This window comes from Pseudarthrobacter sp. 902506025 (assembly GCF_040702325.1).
Lineage (GTDB): Bacteria > Actinomycetota > Actinomycetes > Actinomycetales > Micrococcaceae > Arthrobacter.
This window is the reverse complement of record NZ_JBFBKW010000003.1, coordinates 532,496-553,434: the sequence shown is the minus strand read 5'-3', so window position 1 is coordinate 553,434 and position 20,939 is coordinate 532,496. Positions and strand designations below refer to the sequence as shown.

The window sequence follows — 20,939 nt, the reverse complement described above, 5'->3', positions numbered from 1 at the left end:
CTGGGAAAACTCACGCCCGTCGAATATGAAACAATCAACCGGACCGCGCTCACTGCGGCCTAAGACCCCGAGTCAACAGAAGCAGGGGCAGTCCCTACCGCCTCTTCCGCCTGCTGGTGTGGCCCTCACCTGACTACGGCATCTCCGAGTATGGCGAAGTGATGGAACTTTCCCTGTACCTTGGGCTCGCGCTGTTCTGCTGGTTCAACCTGCGCCGCCTGGTGGTTGCCCGGGCCGCCGCCCGCGCGCCGCGGCACCGCCTCACCGCCCCCGCGTAAGTTCCCTAGTGGGGTTCGCCCCCGGGTGGCCAGCGCCGGCTGTCACCTTCAAGGATTGCCTTGAGTTTCTGCAGGTCCTTCCGGGTCTCCCGGCGGATCATTGGTTCCATAACCAGGCCGGCCAGGCGGGAGAAACCCGAGGGGCTCCCGCTGTTGCCGAGCGTCATGCGCGTCCCGCCGTCGTCGTCCGTCCATGTGTAGGTGGTCTGCATGGGGAAGGGGCCCTGGGCGGTGCGCATCACCAATCTCTGACCGGGGACGTACTCCACGAACTCGTAGGTGTAGTTGAGCTCCCGGCCCAGGAACTTCGCAGTGAACGCCACCTTCGAGCCCGGGCCGAGGGGACCGCTGTCCAGCCGCTGCGATTTGTGGATGTTGACGTACCACCGGGGCGCATTTTCCGGGTTCGCCGCAAAGCCCGCGACTTCCTCACGCGGCCTGTCGATGTGGATATCCGTCTGGACACTGACCATTGCTGCATCTCTTTTCGAAGCGCGGGTTTAGCCTAGGACTTACCCTAGTCCTGGTCACCGCGGCGGGAGGCGGACATGGAGACCATCAGCCCGAAGCTCTTGAACTGGGCGTCCATCCTGGATGACAAAACCCGCGCGCAAGCCGTGATGACGGCGGCCCTGCCGTTCATCTACCCCCACCTGGCGCTGATGCCGGACGCGCATCTGGGCAAGGGAGCCACCGTGGGCTCCGTCATCCCTACCCTGCGAGCCATCATCCCGGCGGCCGTGGGCGTGGACATCGGCTGTGGCATGATCGCCGTCCGCACCCAGTACTCCGTGAAGGACCTGCCGAAGGACAGGAAGCGTCTGCGCGAGGACATCGAGCGGGTCATCCCGCTCTCGGCCGGGCACAACAACAGGCAGGTGCTGCCCACGGCTGAGCCCCGGATTGCGGACCTGAAGCGGCGGGCCGCGAACGCCGGCTTCAATCCGGCCCAGTATGTTCCCAAGTGGGAGCTGCAGTTGGGGTCCCTGGGCTCAGGGAACCACTTCATCGAAATCTCCGCGGATGAGGACGACGGCGTTTGGCTCTTCCTGCATTCAGGCTCGCGCGGCATCGGCAACAGGATCGCCCAGCACCACATCGGAGTGGCCCGGCACGTGAGCCGGAAGAACCAGATATACCTGCCCGACCCGGACCTCGCGTACCTGGACGAGGGCACGCCCCAGTTCGAGCGGTACATCGCAGAGCTTCGGTGGGCCCAGCACTTCGCACTGCTGAACCGGGAGGAAATGATGGACCGGGTGGCTGCCCAGTTCAGCCGCTGGGTGGGCGGGCCGGTCCGGGAACGCGAACGGATCAACTGCCACCACAACTTCACGCAGCAGGAAACGCACTATGGCAAGCCCGTCTGGGTGTCCCGCAAGGGTGCCATCAAAGCCGCGCACGGCGATCCCGGACTGATCCCCGGGTCCATGGGAACGGCGTCGTATGTCGTCGAAGGCCGGGGCAACCCTGCTTCACTGAACTCCTCCCCGCACGGGGCCGGACGCGAATATTCCCGCAACGCAGCCCGGAAGGCCTTCACCCTGGAGGAACTGAAGCGGGCCATGAAGGGCATTGAGTTCCGGGCGTCGGAGGCCTTCATCGACGAGATCCCGGCTGCGTACAAGCCGATCGACCAAGTCATGCAGGACGCCGCGGACCTGGTGACGGTGCGGCACAAGCTGCGGCAGTTGGTCAACGTCAAAGGCAACTGATTTTGCGAAACCGGGCAGCAGTGCGGCGGAATATGACGCTGGATGAACGTGCGTGACCCTTCGTTTCCGCTTCGTTGAACGGGTCTGGGCCACTCCCTATGGTGAAACAATGACTAGTTCCAAGCCCGGGATGACCCGCATCGTGGCAGGCGAAAGCGCGGTCCCAACGCGCAGGCGCGCCGTCGAGGCTGCCCTGGCCATAGGGCTGGTCCTGCTGATCGCGGTCGGGGCCATCGTTGCCTCCAACATCTCCCGCAACACCGGGGCGCAGGCCGCCGAGCCCACTCCGGCCGCAGAGCTGAAACTGGGCTACTTCGGCAACGTCACGCACGCACCCGCCCTGGTCGGGGTCAAAAGAGGGTTCCTCGCGGAGGCCTTGGGCGGCACCAAGCTCAGCACAGAGACCTTCAACGCGGGACCGGCAGCCATCGAAGCCCTGAACGCCGGCGCCATCGACGCGGCCTACATCGGCCCGAACCCGGCCATCAATTCCTTCGCCAAGAGCCAGGGCCAGTCCGTGCGCGTGATCGCCGGAGCCGCGGCGGGCGGCGCCCAGCTGGTGGTCAGGCCCGGCATCACCTCCGCGGCGGATCTGCGGGGCAAGACCCTGGCAACGCCGCAGCTGGGCGGGACCCAGGACGTCGCCCTGCGCGCCTGGCTCACCAAGCAGGGCTACAAGACCAACGTGGACGGCAGCGGCGACGTCGCCATCAACCCCACGGACAACGCCCAGACCCTCAAGCTGTTCCAGGACGGAAAGCTCGACGGCGCGTGGCTGCCTGAGCCCTGGGCGTCACGCCTGGTGCTCCAGGCCGGAGCCAAGGTCCTCGTGGACGAAAAGGACCTGTGGGACGGCTCAGCCACCGGCAAACCCGGGGAGTTCCCCACCACCATCCTGATCGTGAACCAGAAATTCGCCGCCGACCACCCGGACACCGTCAAGGCGCTGCTGGCCGGGCACGCCAAGTCGGTGGCATGGCTCAACTCGGCACCCGCCGACGAGAAGGCGGCACTGGTCAACGAGGCCCTGCAGGAATCCGCCGGGGCCGCTCTTCCGGCCGACGTGCTGAACCGTTCCCTCGCCAACATCACCTTCACCCTCGACCCGCTGGCCGGCAGCTACCCCAAACTGCTGCAGGACGGGGTGGACGCCGGAACCACCAAGAAGGCCAACATCAACGGCCTCTTCGACCTCACCGCGCTCAACCAGGTCACCGCCGCCGGCAAAATCTCCGCAGCCGGCCTCGGCCAGGACTGACCCCCACCACTACCTAAGGACGCCACCATGCCAGTCGTACTGGAACACCTGGGCAAGCGCTTCGGCGACGGCGCCCCGGTACTGGACGACGTCAACGCCAACATCAAGCAGGGCGAGTTCGTCGCCCTCCTTGGTGCCTCCGGCTGCGGCAAATCCACCCTCCTGAACATCATCGCGGGACTGGAAGCACCGACGTCGGGCGCCCTGGAAGTGCCCAGCGACGGCGCCGCCTTCATGTTCCAGGACGCCGCACTGTTCCCCTGGCTGACTGCCAGGGAGAACATCGAGCTGGCCCTGAAACTGCGTGGCCTGGGCAAGGCCGAACGCCGCACCAAGGCCCAGGAACTCCTCGAACTGGTGCACCTGGGATCCGCGGGGGACAAGCGACCGCACGAACTGTCCGGCGGCATGCGGCAGCGCGTGTCCCTGGCCCGCTCCCTGGCCCAGGACCGGCAGCTGCTGCTCATGGATGAGCCGTTCGCCGCGCTGGATGCCATCACCCGCGACCTGCTGCACGATGAGCTGGAACGCATCTGGAAAGAAACCGGGCGGACCATCGTCTTCGTCACCCACAACGTCCGGGAGGCCGTCCGGCTGGGCCAGCGCGTCCTGCTGCTCTCCTCCCGCCCCGGCCGCGTGGTCCAGGAATGGGACGTCACCGAGGAACACCGAACCGACGCCGGGCTCGCCGGCCAGCTGACCGGGGTCATCACCGCCCGGCTGCGTGAGGAGATTCGCCGCCATGCCAAGTAACCCGACACCGCTCGCCGAGGTGGCCGAAACCCGCGAGCACGTGCATGCCGCTTTGACCCGGACTTCGAGTGGCCACGAGGACCTGCGGGAGCTTGAATCCGGCCTGGACTCGCTGCAGTCCGACGCCGACCGCAAGCACCGCGTCGACTGGAGCCGCATCCTCCTGCCGGTGGCCGCGCTGGTGGTCCTGGTGCTCATCTGGCAGTTTTACGTCTCGCTCGGCGTGAAGCGGCGCGACCTGGTCCCGGGGCCGCTGGATGTGGTGGCGCAAATGGGTGTCCTGTGGGGCGACGGCAAGTTCCAGGAGGCGATCTGGACCTCGCTGCAGCGCGGTGTGGTGGGCTTCCTGATTTCGGTGGCCATTGCCACTCCCGTCGGTTTGCTGCTGGCCCAGGTTGCCCCGCTTCGACGCGCTTTCGGCCCGCTGATCTCCGGCCTGCAGGTGCTGCCGTCCGTGGCGTGGGTTCCCGCGGCCATTATCTGGTTCGGACTCACCGACGCCACCGTGTATTTCGTGGTGTTCATGGGCGCCATCCCGTCCATCATCAACGGCCTCATCTCCGGCGTGGACCAGATCCCGCCGCAGTACCGGCGCGTGGGGACCGTGCTGGGTGCGTCCCGGCTGCAGATGGCGCTGCAGGTCATCCTTCCCGCTGCCCTGCCCGGCTACCTCAGCGGCCTCAAGCAGGGGTGGGCCTTCTCCTGGCGCTCCCTCATGGCGGCGGAGATCATCGCTGTGGGCGGCACCATCGGCTTCGGCCTGGGATCCCTGCTGGACCAGGGCCGCGATCTGTCCGACATGACCATCGTGATGGCTGCCATCCTGCTGATCCTCGGCGTCGGTATCCTCATCGAGCTGCTGGTCTTCGGGCCCATCGAGAAGCGCCTCCTGCGGCGCCGGGGCCTCCTGGCCGGCAGTACCCGCTGACCCAGCCCCTCTTCAACGCACCCTTAGGGCCCGACGGCGACCTCCCGCCGTCGGGCTCTGCTGTTCCCTGACGCATCTGCGTCACTTTTGGCCCCGCCACAAGAAGTCCACCCTGCAACTGCGCGGCCGCCAGTCTCTGCCGGCGCCAAAAGATACGCATTCTGGTGCCATCGTTGCGAAGTGTGAGTGACTGCTCAGTTGCCCCACGACGGGGGTGCCCCACATCGCTCCATGGCAGACTGGCGCCATGACCGTCAGCTTCGAGTGCCGCACCAAGTCGCCGCTGCCCGCGGAGCAGCTCTTCGACCGGGCCCGCAGCATCGACCTGCATCTGGACTCCCAGCAGAAAGCACGGGAGCGGGCGATCGGCGGCGTCACCAGGGGCCTGATCGGAGAAGGCCAGGAGGTGACCTGGCGGGCAAAACACTTCGGCGTTCCACTCACCATGACCAGCCGGATCACCTCCCTGGACTTCCCCCGCAGCTTCACCGACGAACAGGTCAAGGGGCCGTTCACGTCATTCCGGCACGTCCACGAGTTCTCACCAACCGCCACGGGCAGCATCATGATGGACAGAGTTGAGTTCAGCGCCCCGCTGGGAGTCCTGGGCCGCGCCGTCGAGCGCCTCTTCCTGGCCGGGTACCTGGAGCGGCTGATCCGGGACCGCGGCACCTTCCTCGCCGGCAGCGCGGCAGATTCTTTGTGACGCAGCGTTACCTTACGTGAACTGGTGTTGCTGACCCTTTGTGGGCCAATGTGACGCCGCCCTACCGTTGATTCATGGCAATTCAGGACATATACCCCACGGCGCTGCGGCTGCTCGGCCGCCCCGTGCTGGTGGTGGGCGGCGGCCCCGTTGCGGCCCGCCGCGCCAAGGGACTGCTCGACGCCGGTGCCCTGGTCACCGTCGTGGCCCCCGTTGCCTCTCCCGCGCTGCAGGAGATGGCCGACGCCGGCCTGCTCACCTGGGAAACGCGGCCTTACCTTTCCAGCGACATCGACGGCGTCTGGTTCGTCCAGACCGCAACGGGCGCCCCGGAGGTGGACGCCCAGGTATCTGCCGACGCCGAGGCGCAGCGGGTGTGGTGCGTCAACGCCTCCAACCATGAAGCGTCCGCCGCCTGGACCCCCGCGGTCGCTGAGGTGGACGACGTCAAGATTGCCATCAACGCCGGGGGAGACCCGCGCCGTGCCATGGCCGTCCGCGACGCCGTCGCCACCGCCCTCGAAACCGGCGATCTTCCGCTGCGCCGCCGCCGTGCCCACCAGGGAAGCGTTGCCCTCGTTGGTGGCGGCCCCGGCGATACCGGCCTCATCACCGTCCGCGGCCGCCGCCTCCTGGGCCAGGCCGACGTCGTGGTCGCTGACCGCCTGGGACCCCGCGAACTGCTGAACGAACTCGCGCCGGATGTCCGCGTCATCGAAGTGGGCAAGACACCGGGCCACCACCCGGTGCCGCAGGCGGACATCAACCGCATCCTGGTGGAGGAAGCCCTCAAGGGCCACCGCGTGGTCCGGCTCAAGGGCGGCGACCCGTACGTGCTGGGACGCGGCGGCGAGGAAGCCGAATACTGCCGCCAGCACGGCGTCGAGGTCGAGGTGGTCTCCGGCGTTACGTCCGCCATCTCCGTCCCCGCAGCCGCAGGCATTCCCGTCACGCACCGTGGCCTGGCCAAGGGCTTCAGCGTGGTCACCGGCCACGAGGAACTCTCCGAGGTTCCGGCCCGCGCAGACCACACCATCATCCTGCTCATGGGCGTGGGCCAGCTCCGCGAATCCGCGTCCGCGCTGGGCGAAGCCGGACTGCCCGCAGACACCCCTGTTGGTATCGTGGAAAACGGCTATTTGCCGGACCAGCGCGTCACCATCGGCACGCTCGGTTCCATCGCCGACCAGGCCCAGGCGGCCGGCGTCGCAAATCCTGCCGTGATTGTCATCGGTGACGTGGTGCGCGTCAGCCCGTTCGCGCCGCCGCACTTCAAAACCGCTGACTACAGCACCACCACCCCGAACAGCCCCCGCAAGACCGTCCTCACCACCTGAAACCCATCGATGGCTCCGTACTTGTCGTTATGAACGTTGAAAACGACTAGTACTCAGCAATCGATGCAGAAGAAAAGGAACACAGCCGTGTCATCCAGCACTACCGTAGGATCTGCTGCGCGTCCCCTGCGCGTCGCCGTCGTGGGCTCCGGCCCGGCCGGCGTCTACGCCGCTGACATCCTCACCAAGAGCGAAGCCGTCAAGAGCGGCGAGCTGACCGTCAGTATCGACCTTTTTGACCGCTACCCGGCACCCTACGGCCTGATCCGCTACGGCGTTGCCCCGGACCACCCCCGCATCAAGGGCATCGTGAACGCCCTGCACAAGGTGCTGGACCGCGGCGACATCCGCTTCTTCGGCAACGTGGACTACGGCACCGACCTCACCATCGAGGACCTCCGCAAGCACTACGACGCCGTCATCTTCGCCACCGGCGCCATCAAGGACGCGGACCTGAATATCCCCGGCGTCGAGCTGGAGGGCTCCTTCGGCGGCGCCGACTTCGTCTCCTGGTACGACGGCCACCCGGACGTGCCGCGTGAATGGCCGCTGGAGGCCAAGGAAATCGCCGTCATCGGCAACGGCAACGTGGCCCTGGACGTGGCCCGCGTCCTGTCCAAGCACGCCGACGACCTGCTGGTCACCGAAATCCCGGACAACGTCTACGCCGGCCTGAAGGCCTCGCCCGTCACCGACGTGCACGTCTTCGGCCGCCGCGGCCCCGCCCAGGTCAAGTTCACCCCGCTGGAGCTGCGCGAGCTGTCCCACTCCAAGGACGTGGACATCATCCTGTACCCGGAGGACTTCGAGTTCGACGAGGAATCTGACCGCCAGATCCAGACGAACAACCAGACCAAGACCATGGTGGGCACGCTCACCAACTGGATCGCCGAGCAGCCCGAGGACGTCTCCGAGCTCAAGGCCTCCCGCCGCCTGCACCTGCACTTCCTGCACAGCCCGGTGGAGATCTACGACGACGCCGAGACCCCCGGCAAGGTGGCGGGCATCAAGTTCGAGCGCACCGAGCTGGACGGCACCGGCAACGCCCGGGGCACCGGCGAGTACGTGGACTACCCGGTGCAGGCCGTGTACCGCGCCATCGGCTACTTCGGGTCCGCCCTGCCGGACGTGGAGTTCGACCACAAGAAGGGCGTTGTCACCAACGACGGCGGCCGCGTCCTGGATGCGTCCGGCCAGCATGTACCGGGCCTCTACGCCACGGGCTGGATCAAGCGCGGACCGGTGGGCCTGATCGGCCACACCAAGGGCGACGCCCTGGAGACCGTCACCTACCTGCTGGAAGACCGCGAAAACCTGCCGGTGGCTTTGGTGCCGCAGGAGGACGCCGTCACCGAACTCCTCGACGCCCGCGGTGTGAAGTTCACCAGCTGGGAAGGCTGGCTGGCGCTGGACGCCCACGAGCTGGCCCTCGGCGCAGCGGCCACCGAAGCCGGCGGCTCGCACGGCGTGGAGGTCAAGCGTGAGCGCATCAAGGTGGTGCCGCGCGAGGACATGGTGGACATCTCCCGCGACGGCGTCTCCGCCCAGGTCTAGGAGAACGCCCGGCTCCAGGAGCTGAAAGCAGGAACCGCGGGACGCAATCGTCCCGCGGTTCCGGCGTTTAACAACCCTTTAACCCTGATGCGCTATTTCCCGGCGCCCCCGATGGCCATGAGCTCCAGGCGGCGCAGGGTTTCCCGGTTCCGGGCGGAAATCAAGGGATCGCGCAGGAACTTGGGCATCAGCTTGCCGGGCCCGCGGATGGCGTCCTCCGCGATGGTCACCAGGCACTGGTTGCCGCGGTCCTCCAGTGTCATCTCCACCTTGGCCTCGCCCATGGGCCAGCCGCGCGCCACCAGCTCCAGCGAGCGGCCGGGCTCGACGGCGGTCACGCGGCTGCTGTCGTCGATCACCAGGGGCCAGGCTCCCACCGAGTGGTGGAGTTGGGCACCCACCCTTGGCCATTCGGCGTCCACGTCCCTGATCCTGGACGCGCCTACCACCCAGCCGGAGTACAGCCAGCCGTCGGCGATGACCCGCCACACGTCGGCCGAGGGGGTTTTGAACAGCTGCGAGACGGTGGACATGGAGTTCCTTCCGGTTGCGGTGGTGCTTTTCCCGAGCGGCGCGGGGGACTCAGGCGGACGTCCGACGGCGGGAGGTGCGGGCCGCCGTGCGGCCCGGTAGGACGGCTTCCGCAGCCGCCGGGTCCAGCTGTAGGCCTGCGCCCCGGGCGGCTGGTGCTCCAGGGGATCGAAACGCAGCGGGATGTCGGTGGGACTGGCACCGGCCTGCAGCCGCACTTCGCCGCATTCCCGCCAGCGTCCGCCCGGTGTGGCCCAGTGCAGTCCCAGCACCCATTCCCCGGACGCCAGCGAACCCGGCGGGAGGCTCCGCGTCCGCAGTCCCAGCAGCACCGGGCCCCGGCTTCCGCGGTAGGGCATCAGCGTGGTCATGGCGGCACCTGCAACATCCAGCCGCGGCACCAGCAGGAGCCGGCCCGGCAACCCCCAGCCGGTGGAGGCAAACAGCACGTCCGCGGGTCCGCCGGCGCCGGGCGGGGAAACCCGCAGGGCCAGGCCAAGGATGTCAGGCAGCGCCTGCGGCAGCCCCAGGGACCGCGAAAAGCGGGCCACCACCTGGTCCGTCCCGGGCGCGTCCAGCCAGTCAATGCCGCTGGGGCCGGACGGGTTGCCGGTCCTGGTCAACGTTCCGTGCAGGCCCAGCCCCTGCGGATGAATGGGCCGGTCCGGCCGGGCGAGTTTCAGGAGCCGGAAGAGGCCGGCGAAGGCCTGGCCGGCACTGGAGGCGACGGCGGAACTAGCGCGCAGCTGCTGGGTCATACTTTCTCCCTACCCACAAACTCCTGAACTACATGCGGCCAAAGCGGGCCCGGATCAGCGCGAAGATCCCGTAGGCGATGAACCCTGCACCGATGGCTACGAGCAGGGTGGGCCCGAACGGGTGGCCCTGCAGGGCCTTGAGGCTGCCGTCCAGCCCGGTGGATTCGTCCGGCCGGTGCCTGGCGGCGGCGATGATGAACAGCAGCCCGGTGAGGTCCAGCGCAACACCTTTGGCCACATGGCCGGTGACGCCCAGGCTGTCGATGAGCCTGCCCCGGCGGGTACCCTCGAAGTGGAACAGCTCTTCCTTGAATCCGCGCCGGAGTCCTTTGATCACGAAGTAGATGCCGATGCCGAGGATGGTCAGGCCGAGCGCGACGAGGACCCACGGTCCCACGGGGTTGGCCATCAGGCTGGCGCTGAAGTCCCGGGTATTGTCGCCCGAGTCGCTGCGCTGCCCCAACGCGAAGCCCGCGAAAGTCAGCCCCACGCTGCCGTACGCGATGGCCAGGAATCCCGAGGACACCAGCTTGGCCAGCCGTTCCTTGCGGGGAAGGCTCCTGGCCCGCAGCGTCGCTTCGCTGGCCTGCCACAGTGCAAGGCCCAGGCATGCGGCCACGCATCCCCACATGACCAAGGGACCCCACGGGTTGTCCGCCAGCCGGGCGATGGCGCCGGTGGCCTCGGCATCGCCGGGGTGGCCGAACGCGATGGCGATGGCGATGGCCCCCACGATGATGTGGAGCAGTGCCATGACGGCGAATCCGGAACGGGCCAGGACGTCCAGCGCTTTGGCATTGGACGCCTCCTCGACAGCGTCCGCTGCCTGGCTGAGGGTGGATTCGCCGTCGGACATCTCTTAGCCGTTCATGGGGCCTTCGGCCCGCAGCTTCTCTGCGCCGGGTCCCTCCACGTGCACGGTGCAGCGGACCACCAGCTGGCCGGGGGCGTTGTCCAGTTCCACCAGGGAATCGTCCGCGCTGAGGACGGTGAACACCTCCGAGCCGGCTACAACGCCAACGCCCTTGGCCTTTGCCGTTTCCCGCGCGTTCCCCAGCGCCTCGCGCTGGAGTCCGTCCACATAGCCGCCGTCACTTCCACGGGCGGGGTCCCCGAAGGCCCAGCCGAACAATGTCCCTGTGTTTCCCATGGCGACGATATTACGCGGTTGCCCCTCTCCGGGACGGGGTTTCGTAATATTAGTAAGTGTGCTTACCATAGGCGGACCATACCTCGAAGGAATACGGCAGGTGAAGTCCGCGGCACAGCGGCAACCCGGAACCAGTCAACAACGTTAGGAATGCACATCATGGCAGGAAATCTCATTGCCCGTTCAGTTCACGACCTGACGGCAGCAGCATGGTTCGGTGGATCCCTGATGGGCGCCATCGGGCTCAACGGGGCAGCGGCCCAGGCCAAGGACCCCGCAGAGCGCACCCGGCTTTCCAGTGCCGGCTGGATGAAGTGGGCGCCGTTCCAGACCGCGGCCTTCGCCTCCCACCTGGTGGCGGACCTGGCCATTGCCTGGGAGAACAAGGGCCGTATTGCCAAGCAGGAGGGCGTGGCCCGCGACACCGTCATCAAGACGGCCGTGACCGTGGTGGGCGCTGCGGTGACCCTGTACTCGGGCATCCTGGGCAAGAAGGTGGAGAAGCTGGCCGGTGAGGGTGCCGAGGGTGCCACCGAGCCGCACGCTGCAGCCTCGGATGAGCTGAAGTCGGCCCAGCAGCAGCTCAAGGCACTGCAGTGGGCCATCCCCGGCTTCGCTGCCCTGGTGATCATCCTCGGCGCCAAGCACGGCGAGATGCAGCGCCCCAAGAACGTCCTTTCGGGCCTGCGCCGCGACTAGCGCGACCAGCCAGACATAAAGCGGACGACGACGGCCCGGCACCACAGTGCCGGGCCGTCGGCATGCCCAAGGGCTGAACAGGGCGGGGCCAACAGGGCGGCGTTACTCCGCCAGCCACTCCGCACATGAGTTCAGGTTCCGGTTCACGCTGGCAACGGCAGCGTCTTCGTCCCGCTGGGCGATGGCGTCGAGCAGTGTTTCGTGGCCGTCGCGGGGGAGTCCGTTGAAGCCCGGCCGGCGCTGCTGCGTGAGCAGGTCCTGGTGGAACACAGTCCCGAAGCTGGCATAAAGCTCGTGCAGCAGCGGGTTGCCGGACGCCCGGGCAATGCCCTCGTGGAAGCTCCAGTCCGCGTCCGCCCAGGCTTCGTAGTCGCCGTTGTTCCAGGCCTGGTCCCGGGTGGCGAGGAGGACGCCCAAGGCGGCGACGTCGTCGTCCGTTGCGTTGCGCGCGGCCAGCCGGGCAGCCTGGGTGTCCAGGCCCAGCCGGACCTCCAGGATGTGCTGCTCGGTGTGGTCCTGGTACATGCGGCGCGCGGCCCCCGACATTTCGCTCGTGGCCCGCACATAGGTGCCGTCCCCCCGGCGAACCTCCAGCATTCCGCCGTGGGCAAGGGCCTTCACTGCTTCGCGGAGGGTGCCGCGGGAAACCCCCAGCCTGGCCATGAGCTCAGGTTCGGACGGGATGCGCTGGTTCAGCGGCCACTCGCCGGAGTGGACCATGCCCCGCAGCTTGGCGGTGACCTCGGCGGCGAGCGGCGGGCGGACGGAAGGGCTCAGGGACATGGGGCTACTTCCTCTCCGCGGGCTTGCCGGACATCGCAGGGCCGGTGATCATGTGCGACACCACGATCTGGACCAGGGCCAGTGCCAGCAGCAGCCCCAGCGGCAGGGACCAGCCTCCGGTGGCGCTGTGCAGCAGGCCCATGCCGAACGGGCCCGCGGTGGCCAGCAGGTAGCCGGATGACTGGGCCAGGGTGGACAGTGCGGTGGTCTCGGCGGTGCTGGTGCCGCTGCGGCTGATCATCACCATCACCAGCGGGAAGATGCCCAGGCCGAAGCCCAGCAGGACGGCGGAGACGGCCGCCAGGGCGACGGGGAGGACCAGCAGCGCCGCAATTCCCACGGCCATGGTGATACTCACCAGGTAGAACGCCGGACGCAGCATCCGGGGCCTGGCGCCGATGGCAATCAGCACCATGCCCGCGGGGACGGAGACCAGCTGCATGAGGCCGAACATCAGTCCGCTGTCCGAGGCGCTCATGCCCATGGTGGTGAGCATGTAGGGGAACCAGCTCAACAGGGCGTAAGCCAGCAGGGCCTGCAGGGTGAAGATCGCGGTGAGGAGTTGCCCCTTGCGGGTCCGCAGCAGCGGCCAGGGCGACACATGCCCGGCCGTGGTCCGCACCGTATGGCGGTGGGCGTGCAGGGCCACCGGCAGGAAGCCCAGGAAGGCGGCCACGGCCGCGATGCCCACGGCGCCGACGGCGGCGGACGGGGAACCGAGCGCGTGTGCCAGCGGGACCACCGCGACCGAGGTCAGGGTGCCGCCGGTGGTCATGGTCACGGTGTAGACGGCGGTCATGAGCGACGTCCGGGACGCGAAGTGCTCCCGGATGAAGGACGGCATGGCCACGTTGCAGATGGCCAGTCCGGACATACCCACCACGCTCCCGGCCACCAGCATGCCCGTGGCGGGGACGCCGCGCAGCAGCAGCCCGCCGGCCAGCAGCGCCAGGGACAGGAGGACGGCCTTCTCCACACCAAGCCTGCCGGTGAGCCAGGACGTGGCGGCCCCGGCAAGGGCGAAGCAGAGGGTAGGGATGGAGGGGATGATTGCCGCCACCAGCACCCCGTAGCCCAGCACCGCCTGCAGATCGTGCAGCAGCGCGGACGCCCCGGTGATGCCCGCGCGCAGGTTCAGCCCGATCAGCACCAGCGCAATGACGCCGAAGACGACGGCGGAGCGCGGCTTTGCCGGGGCGGTGCCGCCGGCAGGGGTGCCGGTCACCGCAGCGGGTGCCTGGGTGGCTGTGGGAACGGAAGCGGGGGGAGTGGCGGGCATACGAACCAGCCTAAAGGTTAGACGTTTGATGTTTGTGCTTTTGTGGCCAACCTCTCCACGTGTTCGGTGCCTGCAATAGACTGCCAACGGACTGTCGGAGGACCTGGCGCGGACCAGGCGGTGCGGAAGGACGGCTGTGGAGGCTTCCAGGGGAATCGAGATTGAGAAGAAGTACGACGTCGATGCCGGCGCCGTGGTGCCGCCCCTGGAACAGGCCGCAGGGGTGGCCCGCACAGGCAATTCCCACACCGACCTGCTGGAGGCGGTGTACTTCGACACCCCCACCCATGCCCTGGCCGCCCGCCGCATCACCCTCCGCCGCCGCACCGGCGGGAAGGACGCGGGGTGGCACCTGAAGCTGCCGCCCCAGGCGGCGGCCGGCGGCGAAGGCCCGCAGGAGCGGACGGAACTGCATGCACCCCTGGGCCGTCCCGACGTCGTACCGGACGCCCTGCTTACCCACCTTTACGCCTACCTCAGGGGTGCTGTCCCCGTGCCGGTGGTGCGCCTGGACACCCGCCGCACCACCTACCCCCTGTACGGGGCCGACGGCGCCCATCTCGCCGACCTCGCGGACGACCAGGTCACCGCCGAACGCCTGGCGGACGGGGACAACGCCACGAGGCAGGAGTGGCGCGAATGGGAGCTGGAGCTGGTCCACGGCCAGCCGGACCTTTTTGGCCCGGTGGAGGAACTGCTCGCAGCCGCCGGCGCCCGGCCCGCCGGCCATGCCTCGAAGCTGGTCCGTGCCTTGGGCTCTGACACCAAAGCGGGCAAGCGTGCCGCCGCGGGCGAGGCGGCCGCCGGTGCTGCCGGACCCGAAGGCACCCCTGCCCTGCTGGCCGGGAAGCGTGCGCCGGCTGCCGCCGTCGTCACGGTTTATGTGGCCGCGCAGATCGACCAGATCCTCGCCAGCGACGCTGCCGTCCGGAATGAGGAACCCGAGGCCATTCACACCATGCGGTCCGCCACGCGCCGGATCCGCTCGGTCCTGGCCGCGTACGCCAAGCTCTACCGGGCGTCACCGGTGCGCAAACTGCGGAGCGAGCTGAAGTGGCTGGGCCAGCTGCTCGGCCAGCCGCGCGACGCCGAGGTCCTGCGGGCCCGGCTCCGTGACCAGTTGGGCGCGCTGCAGCCCGGGGATGGCACAGCCGGGGCCACGGCAAGGGTGGAGCAGCGCACGGGCGGGGATTATGACGCCGCGTACCGGCTCCTGCTGGAAGCCCTGGGGTCGGGCCGCTACTTCAGGCTCCTGGACAAGCTTGAGGATTTCCGTGACAACCCGCCGGTGCGCGCCGACGCGGTAGCGCCGGGACGTCGGGCGGCCGCGAAAGCCGTGGACAAGGCCGCCAGGCGGCTGGAGCGCTCCCGCAAAGCGGCCAAGCGCGCGCGGCGCGGCAGGGACCAGGAACTTGCCCTCCACCGGGTCCGCAAAGACGCCAAGCGGCTGCGCCACGTGGCTGAATCAGCGGCCCTGGTGCACGGCAAGCGTGCGGGCAAGGTAGCCAAGGCCGCCCGCCGGCAGCAGAAGATCCTGGGCCAGTTCCAGGACGCCGTGGTGGCCCGCGACCTGCTGGCAGCCATCGCCGCGGAACACAGCGAGCCCGCCACGGCAGGCATCTACGCGGAGCTGCTCAACCAGCAGGAAGAGCGGATGCTGGAGGCCCGTGCCGGGTACCGGAAGGCCAGGAAGAAGTCGCGCGACCTGTTGGGCCGCGGCGTCCTCTGAGGCCTGCCGGGCAGTTTCCGGCCTACTTGCCCTGCCGGGCGGACAACCGGGCCACGGCCAGGGCCAGCCACAGCTGCACCCGGTCCGCAGTGACGGAGGGGTCATACCCGGTGAGCTCGGTGATCTGCGCCAGCCGGTACCGGACCGTGTTCCGGTGCAGCGTGAGCTCTTCCGCCACCGCAGCCACCGAGCCGTTGTTGTTCAGGTAGCTCTCCAGCGTGGACATCAGCTCCGAGCCGTGCGCGGCATCGAACGCCCGCAGCGGGTTCAAGGACTCGTGCGCCATGTCCGCCAGCGGGACGTCCTCGCTGGCCAGCAGCAGCGATGTCAGGCTGAGCCGTTCCGGTTCGTTGACCGGCAGCCCATGGCTGGCGGCGTCCCGGGCTTCGAAATAGCTCCAGCGCAGGCCGTTGGGCTTGGTGTACGCCCCGCCGATGCCGATCGTGGCATGGATCCCGGCTTCGGCGAGGTGGTCGCTCAGCTTCCGTGCCAGCGCCGGCGCCGTCCCGCCGTCGTCATTGACCACCAGCACCAGGTCCTTGCCCACGACGGCAGCGACCGCCTTCTCCAGTTCCTGCGGCACCGAGGTGCTCCCCAACGCCTTCCCGTGGGCGGCCGACACGGCCAGCAGCACCACGTTCTTGCGGGTGCTGTTCACGCCCACGCCGGCCAGGCGGCGCTGGGCCTCGCTGGTCTCCAGCGCCCCGTGGATCACGTCCTCCAATACTTGGCCGCACAGGGCGCGCTGGGCCTGCCGCTGCTTGACCATGTTGTTCAGCTCCACGCTGATCAGGTTCTGCGCGTAACCGATGATGCCGGTGTCCTCGAACGGCTGGCGGACCCACAGCGTGCAGGCGTCCCGCCGGCCCGTGGGCACCGGGTAGCTGGACCACGTATCGGCCGACGGGTGGGTGCTGCCGCTGTTGTACAGCTGCGCCGTGAACTGGGTCAGCGCCACGTCGGTGCGCAGCATGCCGCCCAGGTTCTTCAGCAGCTCTGCCAGCCCGCCGCCGGTCAGCAGCGCCCGGGCCAGCACCTGGTGCCCGGCAATGAGCCGTTCCAGTTTGGCGTAGTGGTCGGCCGACTGGGCGTCCGCCACCAGCTTAGTGATGGCGATAAACGGGGTCTCGTAGGGCACTTCCACCACCGGCAGGCCCCACCGGTTGGCCTCCGCCAGGAGGGCCGGGGGCACCGCCTCATGGGACAACCCCACGCCGAATCCGATGCCCACCGCACCGGCACGCTGCACCTGCCGCACAAAGCGCCGCTGCTCCGGCGCGGACCGCAGCCGCAGGCCCGTGGTGAGCACCAGTTCCCCGCCGTTGAGGAACCGCTGCGGATCCTCCAGTTCCGTCACAGCCACCCAGTTGATGTCCTGGTTCCAGGTGGTCTCCGCCACGCCCGCCTTGGACAGCTTCAAGGAGGTCACGCCCACCAGGGCAGCAAGGGAAATGGCCATGAAGCAAGGATAAACGTGAGCTGGGCAACCGCACTAAACCCCTCTGGCAAGGGTGTGCAGGTGGCTATTCACCCCGCTTGGGCGCTGGCATAGGCTCAAGGCAGTTCCATCCATCCGTCCTGGTCTCCGCCCGGCCGCCGATGGCCCTTACGAAAGAGGTTGCACACCGTGGTCCAAACCTTGCAGAACTTCATCAACGGGAAGTTCGTCACCCCCGCCGGCACCACCCTGCTGGACGTGGTCAACCCCACCAACGGGGAAGTGGTGGCGCAGGCCCCCGTTTCCGTGCAGGCGGATGTGGATGCGGCCATGACGGCAGCCAAGGACGCCTTCAGGACCTGGAAGCACGTCACCCCGGGCCAGCGCCAGCTGATGCTGCTCAAGCTTGCCGACGCCATCGAGGCCAACAGCGATGAACTCGTCGAAGCCCAGCACCGCAACACCGGCCAGGTCCGCTCCCTCATCGCCTCCGAGGAAGTGGCTGCCGGCGCCGACCAGCTGCGCTTCTTCGCCGGTGCCGCCCGCATCCTGGAGGGCAAGTCCGCCGGCGAGTACTTCGAGGGCCACACCTCCTACGTCCGCCGCGAACCCATCGGCGTGGTGGCCCAGGTGGCCCCCTGGAACTACCCCTTCCTGATGGCCATCTGGAAGATCGGTCCCGCGCTCGCTGCCGGCAACACCGTGGTCCTGAAGCCCTCCGACACCACCCCCGAGTCCACGCTGGTCCTGGCCCGCCTGGCCGGCGACATCCTGCCCGCGGGCGTCCTGAACGTGGTCCTGGGCACCGGCGAAACCGGTGCCATGATGGTGGAGCACAAGGTCCCCGGCCTGGTGTCCATCACGGGATCTGTCCGCGCGGGAATCGCGGTGGCTTCCGGCGCCGCCAAGGGTCTCAAGCGCGCCCACCTGGAGCTCGGCGGAAAGGCCCCGGCCATCGTCTTCGCGGACGCGGACATCAAGAAGAGCGCGGCGGCGATCGCCGAATTCGCGTTCTTCAACGCCGGCCAGGACTGCACGGCCATCACCAGGGTGCTGGTGCAGGATTCCGTGCACGACGACGTCGTTGCAGCCATGGTGGAACACACCCGGACCCTGCACACCGGCTCGCAGAACGACGAAGACAACTACTTCGGCCCGCTGAACAACGTGAACCACTTCAACGCCGTGACCTCCGTGGTGGAGAACCTGCCGGCCAACTGCCGGATCGAAACCGGCGGACACCGGGCAGGGGAGAAGGGCTACTTCTTCGAACCCACCATCATCACCGGCGCCAGGCAGACCGACGACGTGGTGCAGAAGGAAACGTTCGGCCCCGTCATCACCGTCCAGAAGTTCAGCACCGAGGAAGAAGCCGTTGCCCTGGCCAACGACGTGGACTACGCGCTGGCCTCCAGCGTCTGGACCACCAACCACGGCACGGCCATGCGGTTGAGCCGGGACCTGGACTTCGGCGCCGTCTGGATCAATACCCACATCCTCCTTACCGCCGAAATGCCGCATGGCGGCTTCAAGCAGTCCGGCTACGGCAAGGACCTCTCCATGTACGGCGTGGAGGACTACACGCGCATCAAGCACGTGATGACCGCCCTCGACGCCTGACCATTCCCCGCTGGTTGAGCTTGCCGAAACCCGGAATCGTAGAAAGAAAAGAACCATGACCACCACCGCAGCAGACATCACCTACCGCCTGGAGCAGAAGCGCAACGTCCAGGCCGACTTCCCGGGCCCCAAGTCCGTGGCACTGACCGAACGCCGCAAGTCCGTGGTGGCTGCCGGCGTCGCCTCCAGTGTCCCGGTCTACGTTGCAGACGCCGACGGCGGCATCATCCACGACGTCGACGGCAACTCCTTCATCGACCTGGGCTCAGGCATCGCCGTGACCAGCGTGGGTGCCTCCGACCCCGCCGTCGTGGGCGCCGTCAAGGAAGCCGTGGAGCACTTCACCCACACGTGCTTCATGGTCACCCCCTACGAGGGCTACGTGGCCGTCGCCGAGCAGCTGAACCGCCTCACCCCGGGCGACCACGAGAAGCGCACCGTCCTCTTCAACTCCGGTGCCGAGGCAGTGGAGAATGCCGTCAAGGTGGCCCGCCTGGCAACCGGCCGGGACGCCGTCGTCGCCTTCGACCACGCCTACCACGGCCGGACCAACCTCACCATGGCGCTCACCGCCAAGGCCATGCCGTACAAGACCAACTTCGGCCCGTTCGCGCCCGAGGTCTACCGCATGCCCATGAGCTACCCGTACCGCGAGGAAAACCCCTCGATCACCGGCGCCGAGGCAGCAAAGCGCGCCATCACCATGATCGAGAAGCAGATCGGCGGCGACCAGGTTGCCGCGATCATCATCGAGCCCATCCAGGGTGAGGGCGGCTTCATCGTCCCGGCCGAGGGCTTCCTGCCCGCGCTGGCCGCCTGGGCCAAGGAGAAGGGCATCGTCTTCATCGCGGACGAGGTCCAGTCCGGCTTCTGCCGCACGGGCGAATGGTTCGCCGTCAACCACGAAGGCGTCGTCCCGGACATCATCACCATGGCCAAGGGCATTGCCGGCGGCATGCCGCTGTCCGCCATCACCGGCCGCGCCGACCTCCTGGACGCCGTGCACCCCGGCGGCCTGGGCGGCACCTACGGCGGCAACCCCGTGGCCTGTGCAGCAGCCCTGGCCTCGATCGGATCCATGGAGGAGTACGACCTGAACGGCCGTGCCCGCCACATCGAGTCCATCGCCACGGCGCGCCTGCGTGAACTGCAGTCCGATCTGGCCAACGCCGGAACCGCGGTCATTGGCGACGTCCGCGGCCGCGGTGCCATGCTCGCCATCGAGCTCGTCCAGGCCGGAACCAAGGAACCCAACCCGGAGCTCACCAAGGCTGTCGCCGCCGCCTGCCTGAAGGAAGGCGTCATCATCCTCACCTGTGGCACCTACGGCAACGTCATCCGCCTGCTGCCCCCGCTGGTCATCACCGATGAACTGCTCGCAGACGGCCTGGAAGTCCTCGCCGCAGCCATCAAGGCCAACGCCTAGAGCCGCAAAGCCGGTCCACGGAAAAGGCAGCACCCCGCCGGGGTGTTGCCTTTTTCCGTTGCCCGGGAAATCCCGCCATGGGGGGATACCTAGGCCCCCGCACCGGACTGCGCAAACTACCTAATATTCCGCCCGGACCGGCGGGCAGGCGGCGGTCCCCCCAAAACCCTTTCGGTAAGTAGCCCCAAAAATCTTTATAGAGTACCCGTTACTCGTGTCGGGCCTGCGCAGGAATACGTAATTTTGACCTATAAACGGGCGGGCTGTGCGCGACGCCGATTGCCTGAGGCGCCACCTGCCACCCCCAAAATGCGGAGCGCATATGCGCTCCCGATCAAGTCAGCCGCAGGGTAATGACGCTGCCCTCCCATGACGCTGACGACAGGAACTTCCACCAACGCCTGGTGCATGGGCACCCCAGGCATCGACACCCCACAGCCCAAAGACGGACATCTTGCTCAAGACAGGGGGAAGGCAATGACGCAGCCTTCAGCAATGACGCAAGCTTCAAGGGGAACGGGGGAGGGCCTGTGGTGACGTACCCGGGAACCTTCGCCGTGCCTGCAGCGACCACCTTCGGCCGGGACGGGGCCATGTTCGAGAGCCTGCTCGCTTTCGTGGCCCAGATGAGCCTGGTTCTGTGGGGCTTGGTCACGCTCACAGTGGTCATCCGCTTCATCGGCATCCGGTTCTACCGCCGTGCCGCGCGCCGGGCCATGGCCAAGGTGGCGGCAGCCGGCACCGCCGTTCCAGCCATCGCAGTGGCGAGCATCGACGCCCCCGCCGCCGCTACTACCGGTACGGCCCTTCCTGACGCCGCCAGGACTGCCCGGGCGGCCGGGGCCGCCGCCGCGCAGGCCGCCGCTGCCGCGGTCAAGCCGGCCATCGCCGTCGTTCCAGCCATCGCGGCCGGCATCGACCTGCTCCAGCCGGCCAACGTCCCGCTTCCAGAAGCCTTCACGAACGTGCTGGCAACCAACTCCGTGGACAGATGAGC

At 68.0% G+C, this 20,939-nt stretch carries 19 protein-coding genes; 12 read left to right on the top strand and 7 right to left on the bottom strand.

Going from position 1 to position 20,939, the window contains the following annotated elements:
* Positions 1–283 precede the first annotated feature (283 nt).
* Positions 284–751: an SRPBCC family protein gene (locus AB0280_RS09825; RefSeq protein WP_307492512.1), complete on the bottom strand. Its 468-nt coding sequence runs from the start codon at positions 749–751 to the stop codon at positions 284–286.
* 75 nt (positions 752–826) lie between these two features.
* Between AB0280_RS09825 and AB0280_RS09820 the strand changes: the two genes are divergently transcribed.
* From AB0280_RS09820 to AB0280_RS09790, 7 genes are all read left to right on the top strand, one after another.
* The gene (locus AB0280_RS09820) at positions 827–1,993 is read left to right on the top strand and encodes an RtcB family protein (RefSeq protein ID WP_307492514.1); all 1,167 of its coding nucleotides are present in this window, start codon (positions 827–829) and stop codon (positions 1,991–1,993) included.
* A gap of 130 nt (positions 1,994–2,123) precedes the next feature.
* Positions 2,124–3,251: an ABC transporter substrate-binding protein gene (locus AB0280_RS09815; RefSeq protein WP_307492606.1), complete on the top strand. Its 1,128-nt coding sequence runs from the start codon at positions 2,124–2,126 to the stop codon at positions 3,249–3,251.
* Positions 3,252–3,278: 27 nt separating this feature from the next.
* Positions 3,279–4,004 (top strand): ABC transporter ATP-binding protein, encoded by a 726-nt coding sequence (locus AB0280_RS09810; RefSeq protein ID WP_224026748.1) that lies wholly within the window; start codon positions 3,279–3,281, stop codon positions 4,002–4,004.
* Positions 3,994–4,932, top strand: coding sequence for an ABC transporter permease (locus AB0280_RS09805; RefSeq protein ID WP_275179705.1), 939 nt, complete (start codon positions 3,994–3,996; stop codon positions 4,930–4,932). The genes AB0280_RS09810 and AB0280_RS09805 overlap by 11 nt, the downstream gene beginning before the upstream one ends.
* A 247-nt stretch (positions 4,933–5,179) precedes the next feature.
* A complete protein-coding gene (locus tag AB0280_RS09800) occupies positions 5,180–5,638 on the top strand; it encodes an SRPBCC family protein (RefSeq protein WP_224026746.1) in 459 nt (152 codons plus the stop codon).
* Between the two features lie 74 nt (positions 5,639–5,712).
* Positions 5,713–6,975, top strand: a complete 1,263-nt coding sequence (cobA, locus tag AB0280_RS09795; protein ID WP_366367078.1) for a uroporphyrinogen-III C-methyltransferase — start codon at positions 5,713–5,715, stop codon at positions 6,973–6,975.
* An 87-nt stretch (positions 6,976–7,062) separates the two neighbouring features.
* Positions 7,063–8,529 carry an FAD-dependent oxidoreductase gene (locus AB0280_RS09790; protein ID WP_366367076.1) on the top strand — a complete coding sequence of 489 codons (1,467 nt, stop codon included), beginning with the start codon at positions 7,063–7,065 and terminating at the stop codon, positions 8,527–8,529.
* A 92-nt stretch (positions 8,530–8,621) separates the two neighbouring features.
* Here AB0280_RS09790 and AB0280_RS09785 read toward each other — a convergent pair whose 3' ends face one another.
* Genes AB0280_RS09785 through AB0280_RS09775 form a run of 3 tightly spaced genes read right to left on the bottom strand, consistent with a single transcriptional unit; the run spans position 8,622 to position 10,968 of the window.
* The gene (locus tag AB0280_RS09785) at positions 8,622–9,818 is read right to left on the bottom strand and encodes an SRPBCC family protein (RefSeq protein ID WP_366367074.1); all 1,197 of its coding nucleotides are present in this window, start codon (positions 9,816–9,818) and stop codon (positions 8,622–8,624) included.
* 28 nt (positions 9,819–9,846) lie between these two features.
* On the bottom strand, positions 9,847–10,674 hold the full coding sequence (locus AB0280_RS09780) for a DUF1206 domain-containing protein (RefSeq protein ID WP_159631178.1): 828 nt from the start codon (positions 10,672–10,674) through the stop codon (positions 9,847–9,849).
* 3 nt (positions 10,675–10,677) lie between these two features.
* Positions 10,678–10,968, bottom strand: coding sequence for a hypothetical protein (locus AB0280_RS09775; protein WP_159631180.1), 291 nt, complete (start codon positions 10,966–10,968; stop codon positions 10,678–10,680).
* A 159-nt stretch (positions 10,969–11,127) separates the two neighbouring features.
* Between AB0280_RS09775 and AB0280_RS09770 the strand changes: the two genes are divergently transcribed.
* Positions 11,128–11,667: a hypothetical protein gene (locus AB0280_RS09770; protein WP_159631182.1), complete on the top strand. Its 540-nt coding sequence runs from the start codon at positions 11,128–11,130 to the stop codon at positions 11,665–11,667.
* Positions 11,668–11,769: 102 nt separating this feature from the next.
* Here AB0280_RS09770 and AB0280_RS09765 read toward each other — a convergent pair whose 3' ends face one another.
* Positions 11,770–12,450, bottom strand: coding sequence for a FadR/GntR family transcriptional regulator (locus AB0280_RS09765; RefSeq protein WP_366367072.1), 681 nt, complete (start codon positions 12,448–12,450; stop codon positions 11,770–11,772).
* A gap of 4 nt (positions 12,451–12,454) precedes the next feature.
* Complete coding sequence (locus AB0280_RS09760; protein ID WP_366367070.1) at positions 12,455–13,729, bottom strand: CynX/NimT family MFS transporter; 1,275 nt, start codon at positions 13,727–13,729, stop codon at positions 12,455–12,457.
* A 136-nt stretch (positions 13,730–13,865) separates the two neighbouring features.
* Here AB0280_RS09760 and AB0280_RS09755 point away from each other — a divergent pair, with 136 nt between their 5' ends.
* Positions 13,866–15,458, top strand: a complete 1,593-nt coding sequence (locus tag AB0280_RS09755; RefSeq protein ID WP_366367069.1) for a CYTH and CHAD domain-containing protein — start codon at positions 13,866–13,868, stop codon at positions 15,456–15,458.
* Positions 15,459–15,480: 22 nt separating this feature from the next.
* Here AB0280_RS09755 and AB0280_RS09750 read toward each other — a convergent pair whose 3' ends face one another.
* The gene (locus AB0280_RS09750) at positions 15,481–16,917 is read right to left on the bottom strand and encodes a PucR family transcriptional regulator (RefSeq protein ID WP_159631190.1); all 1,437 of its coding nucleotides are present in this window, start codon (positions 16,915–16,917) and stop codon (positions 15,481–15,483) included.
* A 168-nt stretch (positions 16,918–17,085) separates the two neighbouring features.
* Between AB0280_RS09750 and AB0280_RS09745 the strand changes: the two genes are divergently transcribed.
* The 3 genes from AB0280_RS09745 to AB0280_RS09735 all read left to right on the top strand — a co-directional run bounded on the left by AB0280_RS09745 (position 17,086) and on the right by AB0280_RS09735 (position 20,937).
* Positions 17,086–18,516, top strand: coding sequence for a gamma-aminobutyraldehyde dehydrogenase (locus tag AB0280_RS09745; RefSeq protein WP_366367067.1), 1,431 nt, complete (start codon positions 17,086–17,088; stop codon positions 18,514–18,516).
* Between the two features lie 55 nt (positions 18,517–18,571).
* Positions 18,572–19,942, top strand: coding sequence for a 4-aminobutyrate--2-oxoglutarate transaminase (gabT, locus tag AB0280_RS09740; RefSeq protein WP_366367065.1), 1,371 nt, complete (start codon positions 18,572–18,574; stop codon positions 19,940–19,942).
* 530 nt (positions 19,943–20,472) lie between these two features.
* Positions 20,473–20,937: a hypothetical protein gene (locus tag AB0280_RS09735; protein ID WP_366367063.1), complete on the top strand. Its 465-nt coding sequence runs from the start codon at positions 20,473–20,475 to the stop codon at positions 20,935–20,937.
* The last annotated feature ends 2 nt before the right edge of the window (positions 20,938–20,939 follow it).

Bases quoted from the DNA above. Each gene is read 5' to 3' on its own strand.
- AB0280_RS09825 (WP_307492512.1), bottom strand. From the start codon at position 751: ATGGTCAGTGTCCAGACGGATATCCACATCGACAGGCCGCGTGAGGAA.
- AB0280_RS09820 (WP_307492514.1), top strand. From the start codon at position 827: ATGGAGACCATCAGCCCGAAGCTCTTGAACTGGGCGTCCATCCTGGAT.
- AB0280_RS09815 (WP_307492606.1), top strand. From the start codon at position 2,124: ATGACCCGCATCGTGGCAGGCGAAAGCGCGGTCCCAACGCGCAGGCGC.
- AB0280_RS09810 (WP_224026748.1), top strand. From the start codon at position 3,279: ATGCCAGTCGTACTGGAACACCTGGGCAAGCGCTTCGGCGACGGCGCC.
- AB0280_RS09805 (WP_275179705.1), top strand. From the start codon at position 3,994: ATGCCAAGTAACCCGACACCGCTCGCCGAGGTGGCCGAAACCCGCGAG.
- AB0280_RS09800 (WP_224026746.1), top strand. From the start codon at position 5,180: ATGACCGTCAGCTTCGAGTGCCGCACCAAGTCGCCGCTGCCCGCGGAG.
- cobA (WP_366367078.1), top strand. From the start codon at position 5,713: ATGGCAATTCAGGACATATACCCCACGGCGCTGCGGCTGCTCGGCCGC.
- AB0280_RS09785 (WP_366367074.1), bottom strand. From the start codon at position 9,818: ATGACCCAGCAGCTGCGCGCTAGTTCCGCCGTCGCCTCCAGTGCCGGC.
- AB0280_RS09780 (WP_159631178.1), bottom strand. From the start codon at position 10,674: ATGTCCGACGGCGAATCCACCCTCAGCCAGGCAGCGGACGCTGTCGAG.
- AB0280_RS09775 (WP_159631180.1), bottom strand. From the start codon at position 10,968: ATGGGAAACACAGGGACATTGTTCGGCTGGGCCTTCGGGGACCCCGCC.
- AB0280_RS09770 (WP_159631182.1), top strand. From the start codon at position 11,128: ATGGCAGGAAATCTCATTGCCCGTTCAGTTCACGACCTGACGGCAGCA.
- AB0280_RS09765 (WP_366367072.1), bottom strand. From the start codon at position 12,450: ATGTCCCTGAGCCCTTCCGTCCGCCCGCCGCTCGCCGCCGAGGTCACC.
- AB0280_RS09760 (WP_366367070.1), bottom strand. From the start codon at position 13,729: ATGCCCGCCACTCCCCCCGCTTCCGTTCCCACAGCCACCCAGGCACCC.
- AB0280_RS09750 (WP_159631190.1), bottom strand. From the start codon at position 16,917: ATGGCCATTTCCCTTGCTGCCCTGGTGGGCGTGACCTCCTTGAAGCTG.
- gabT (WP_366367065.1), top strand. From the start codon at position 18,572: ATGACCACCACCGCAGCAGACATCACCTACCGCCTGGAGCAGAAGCGC.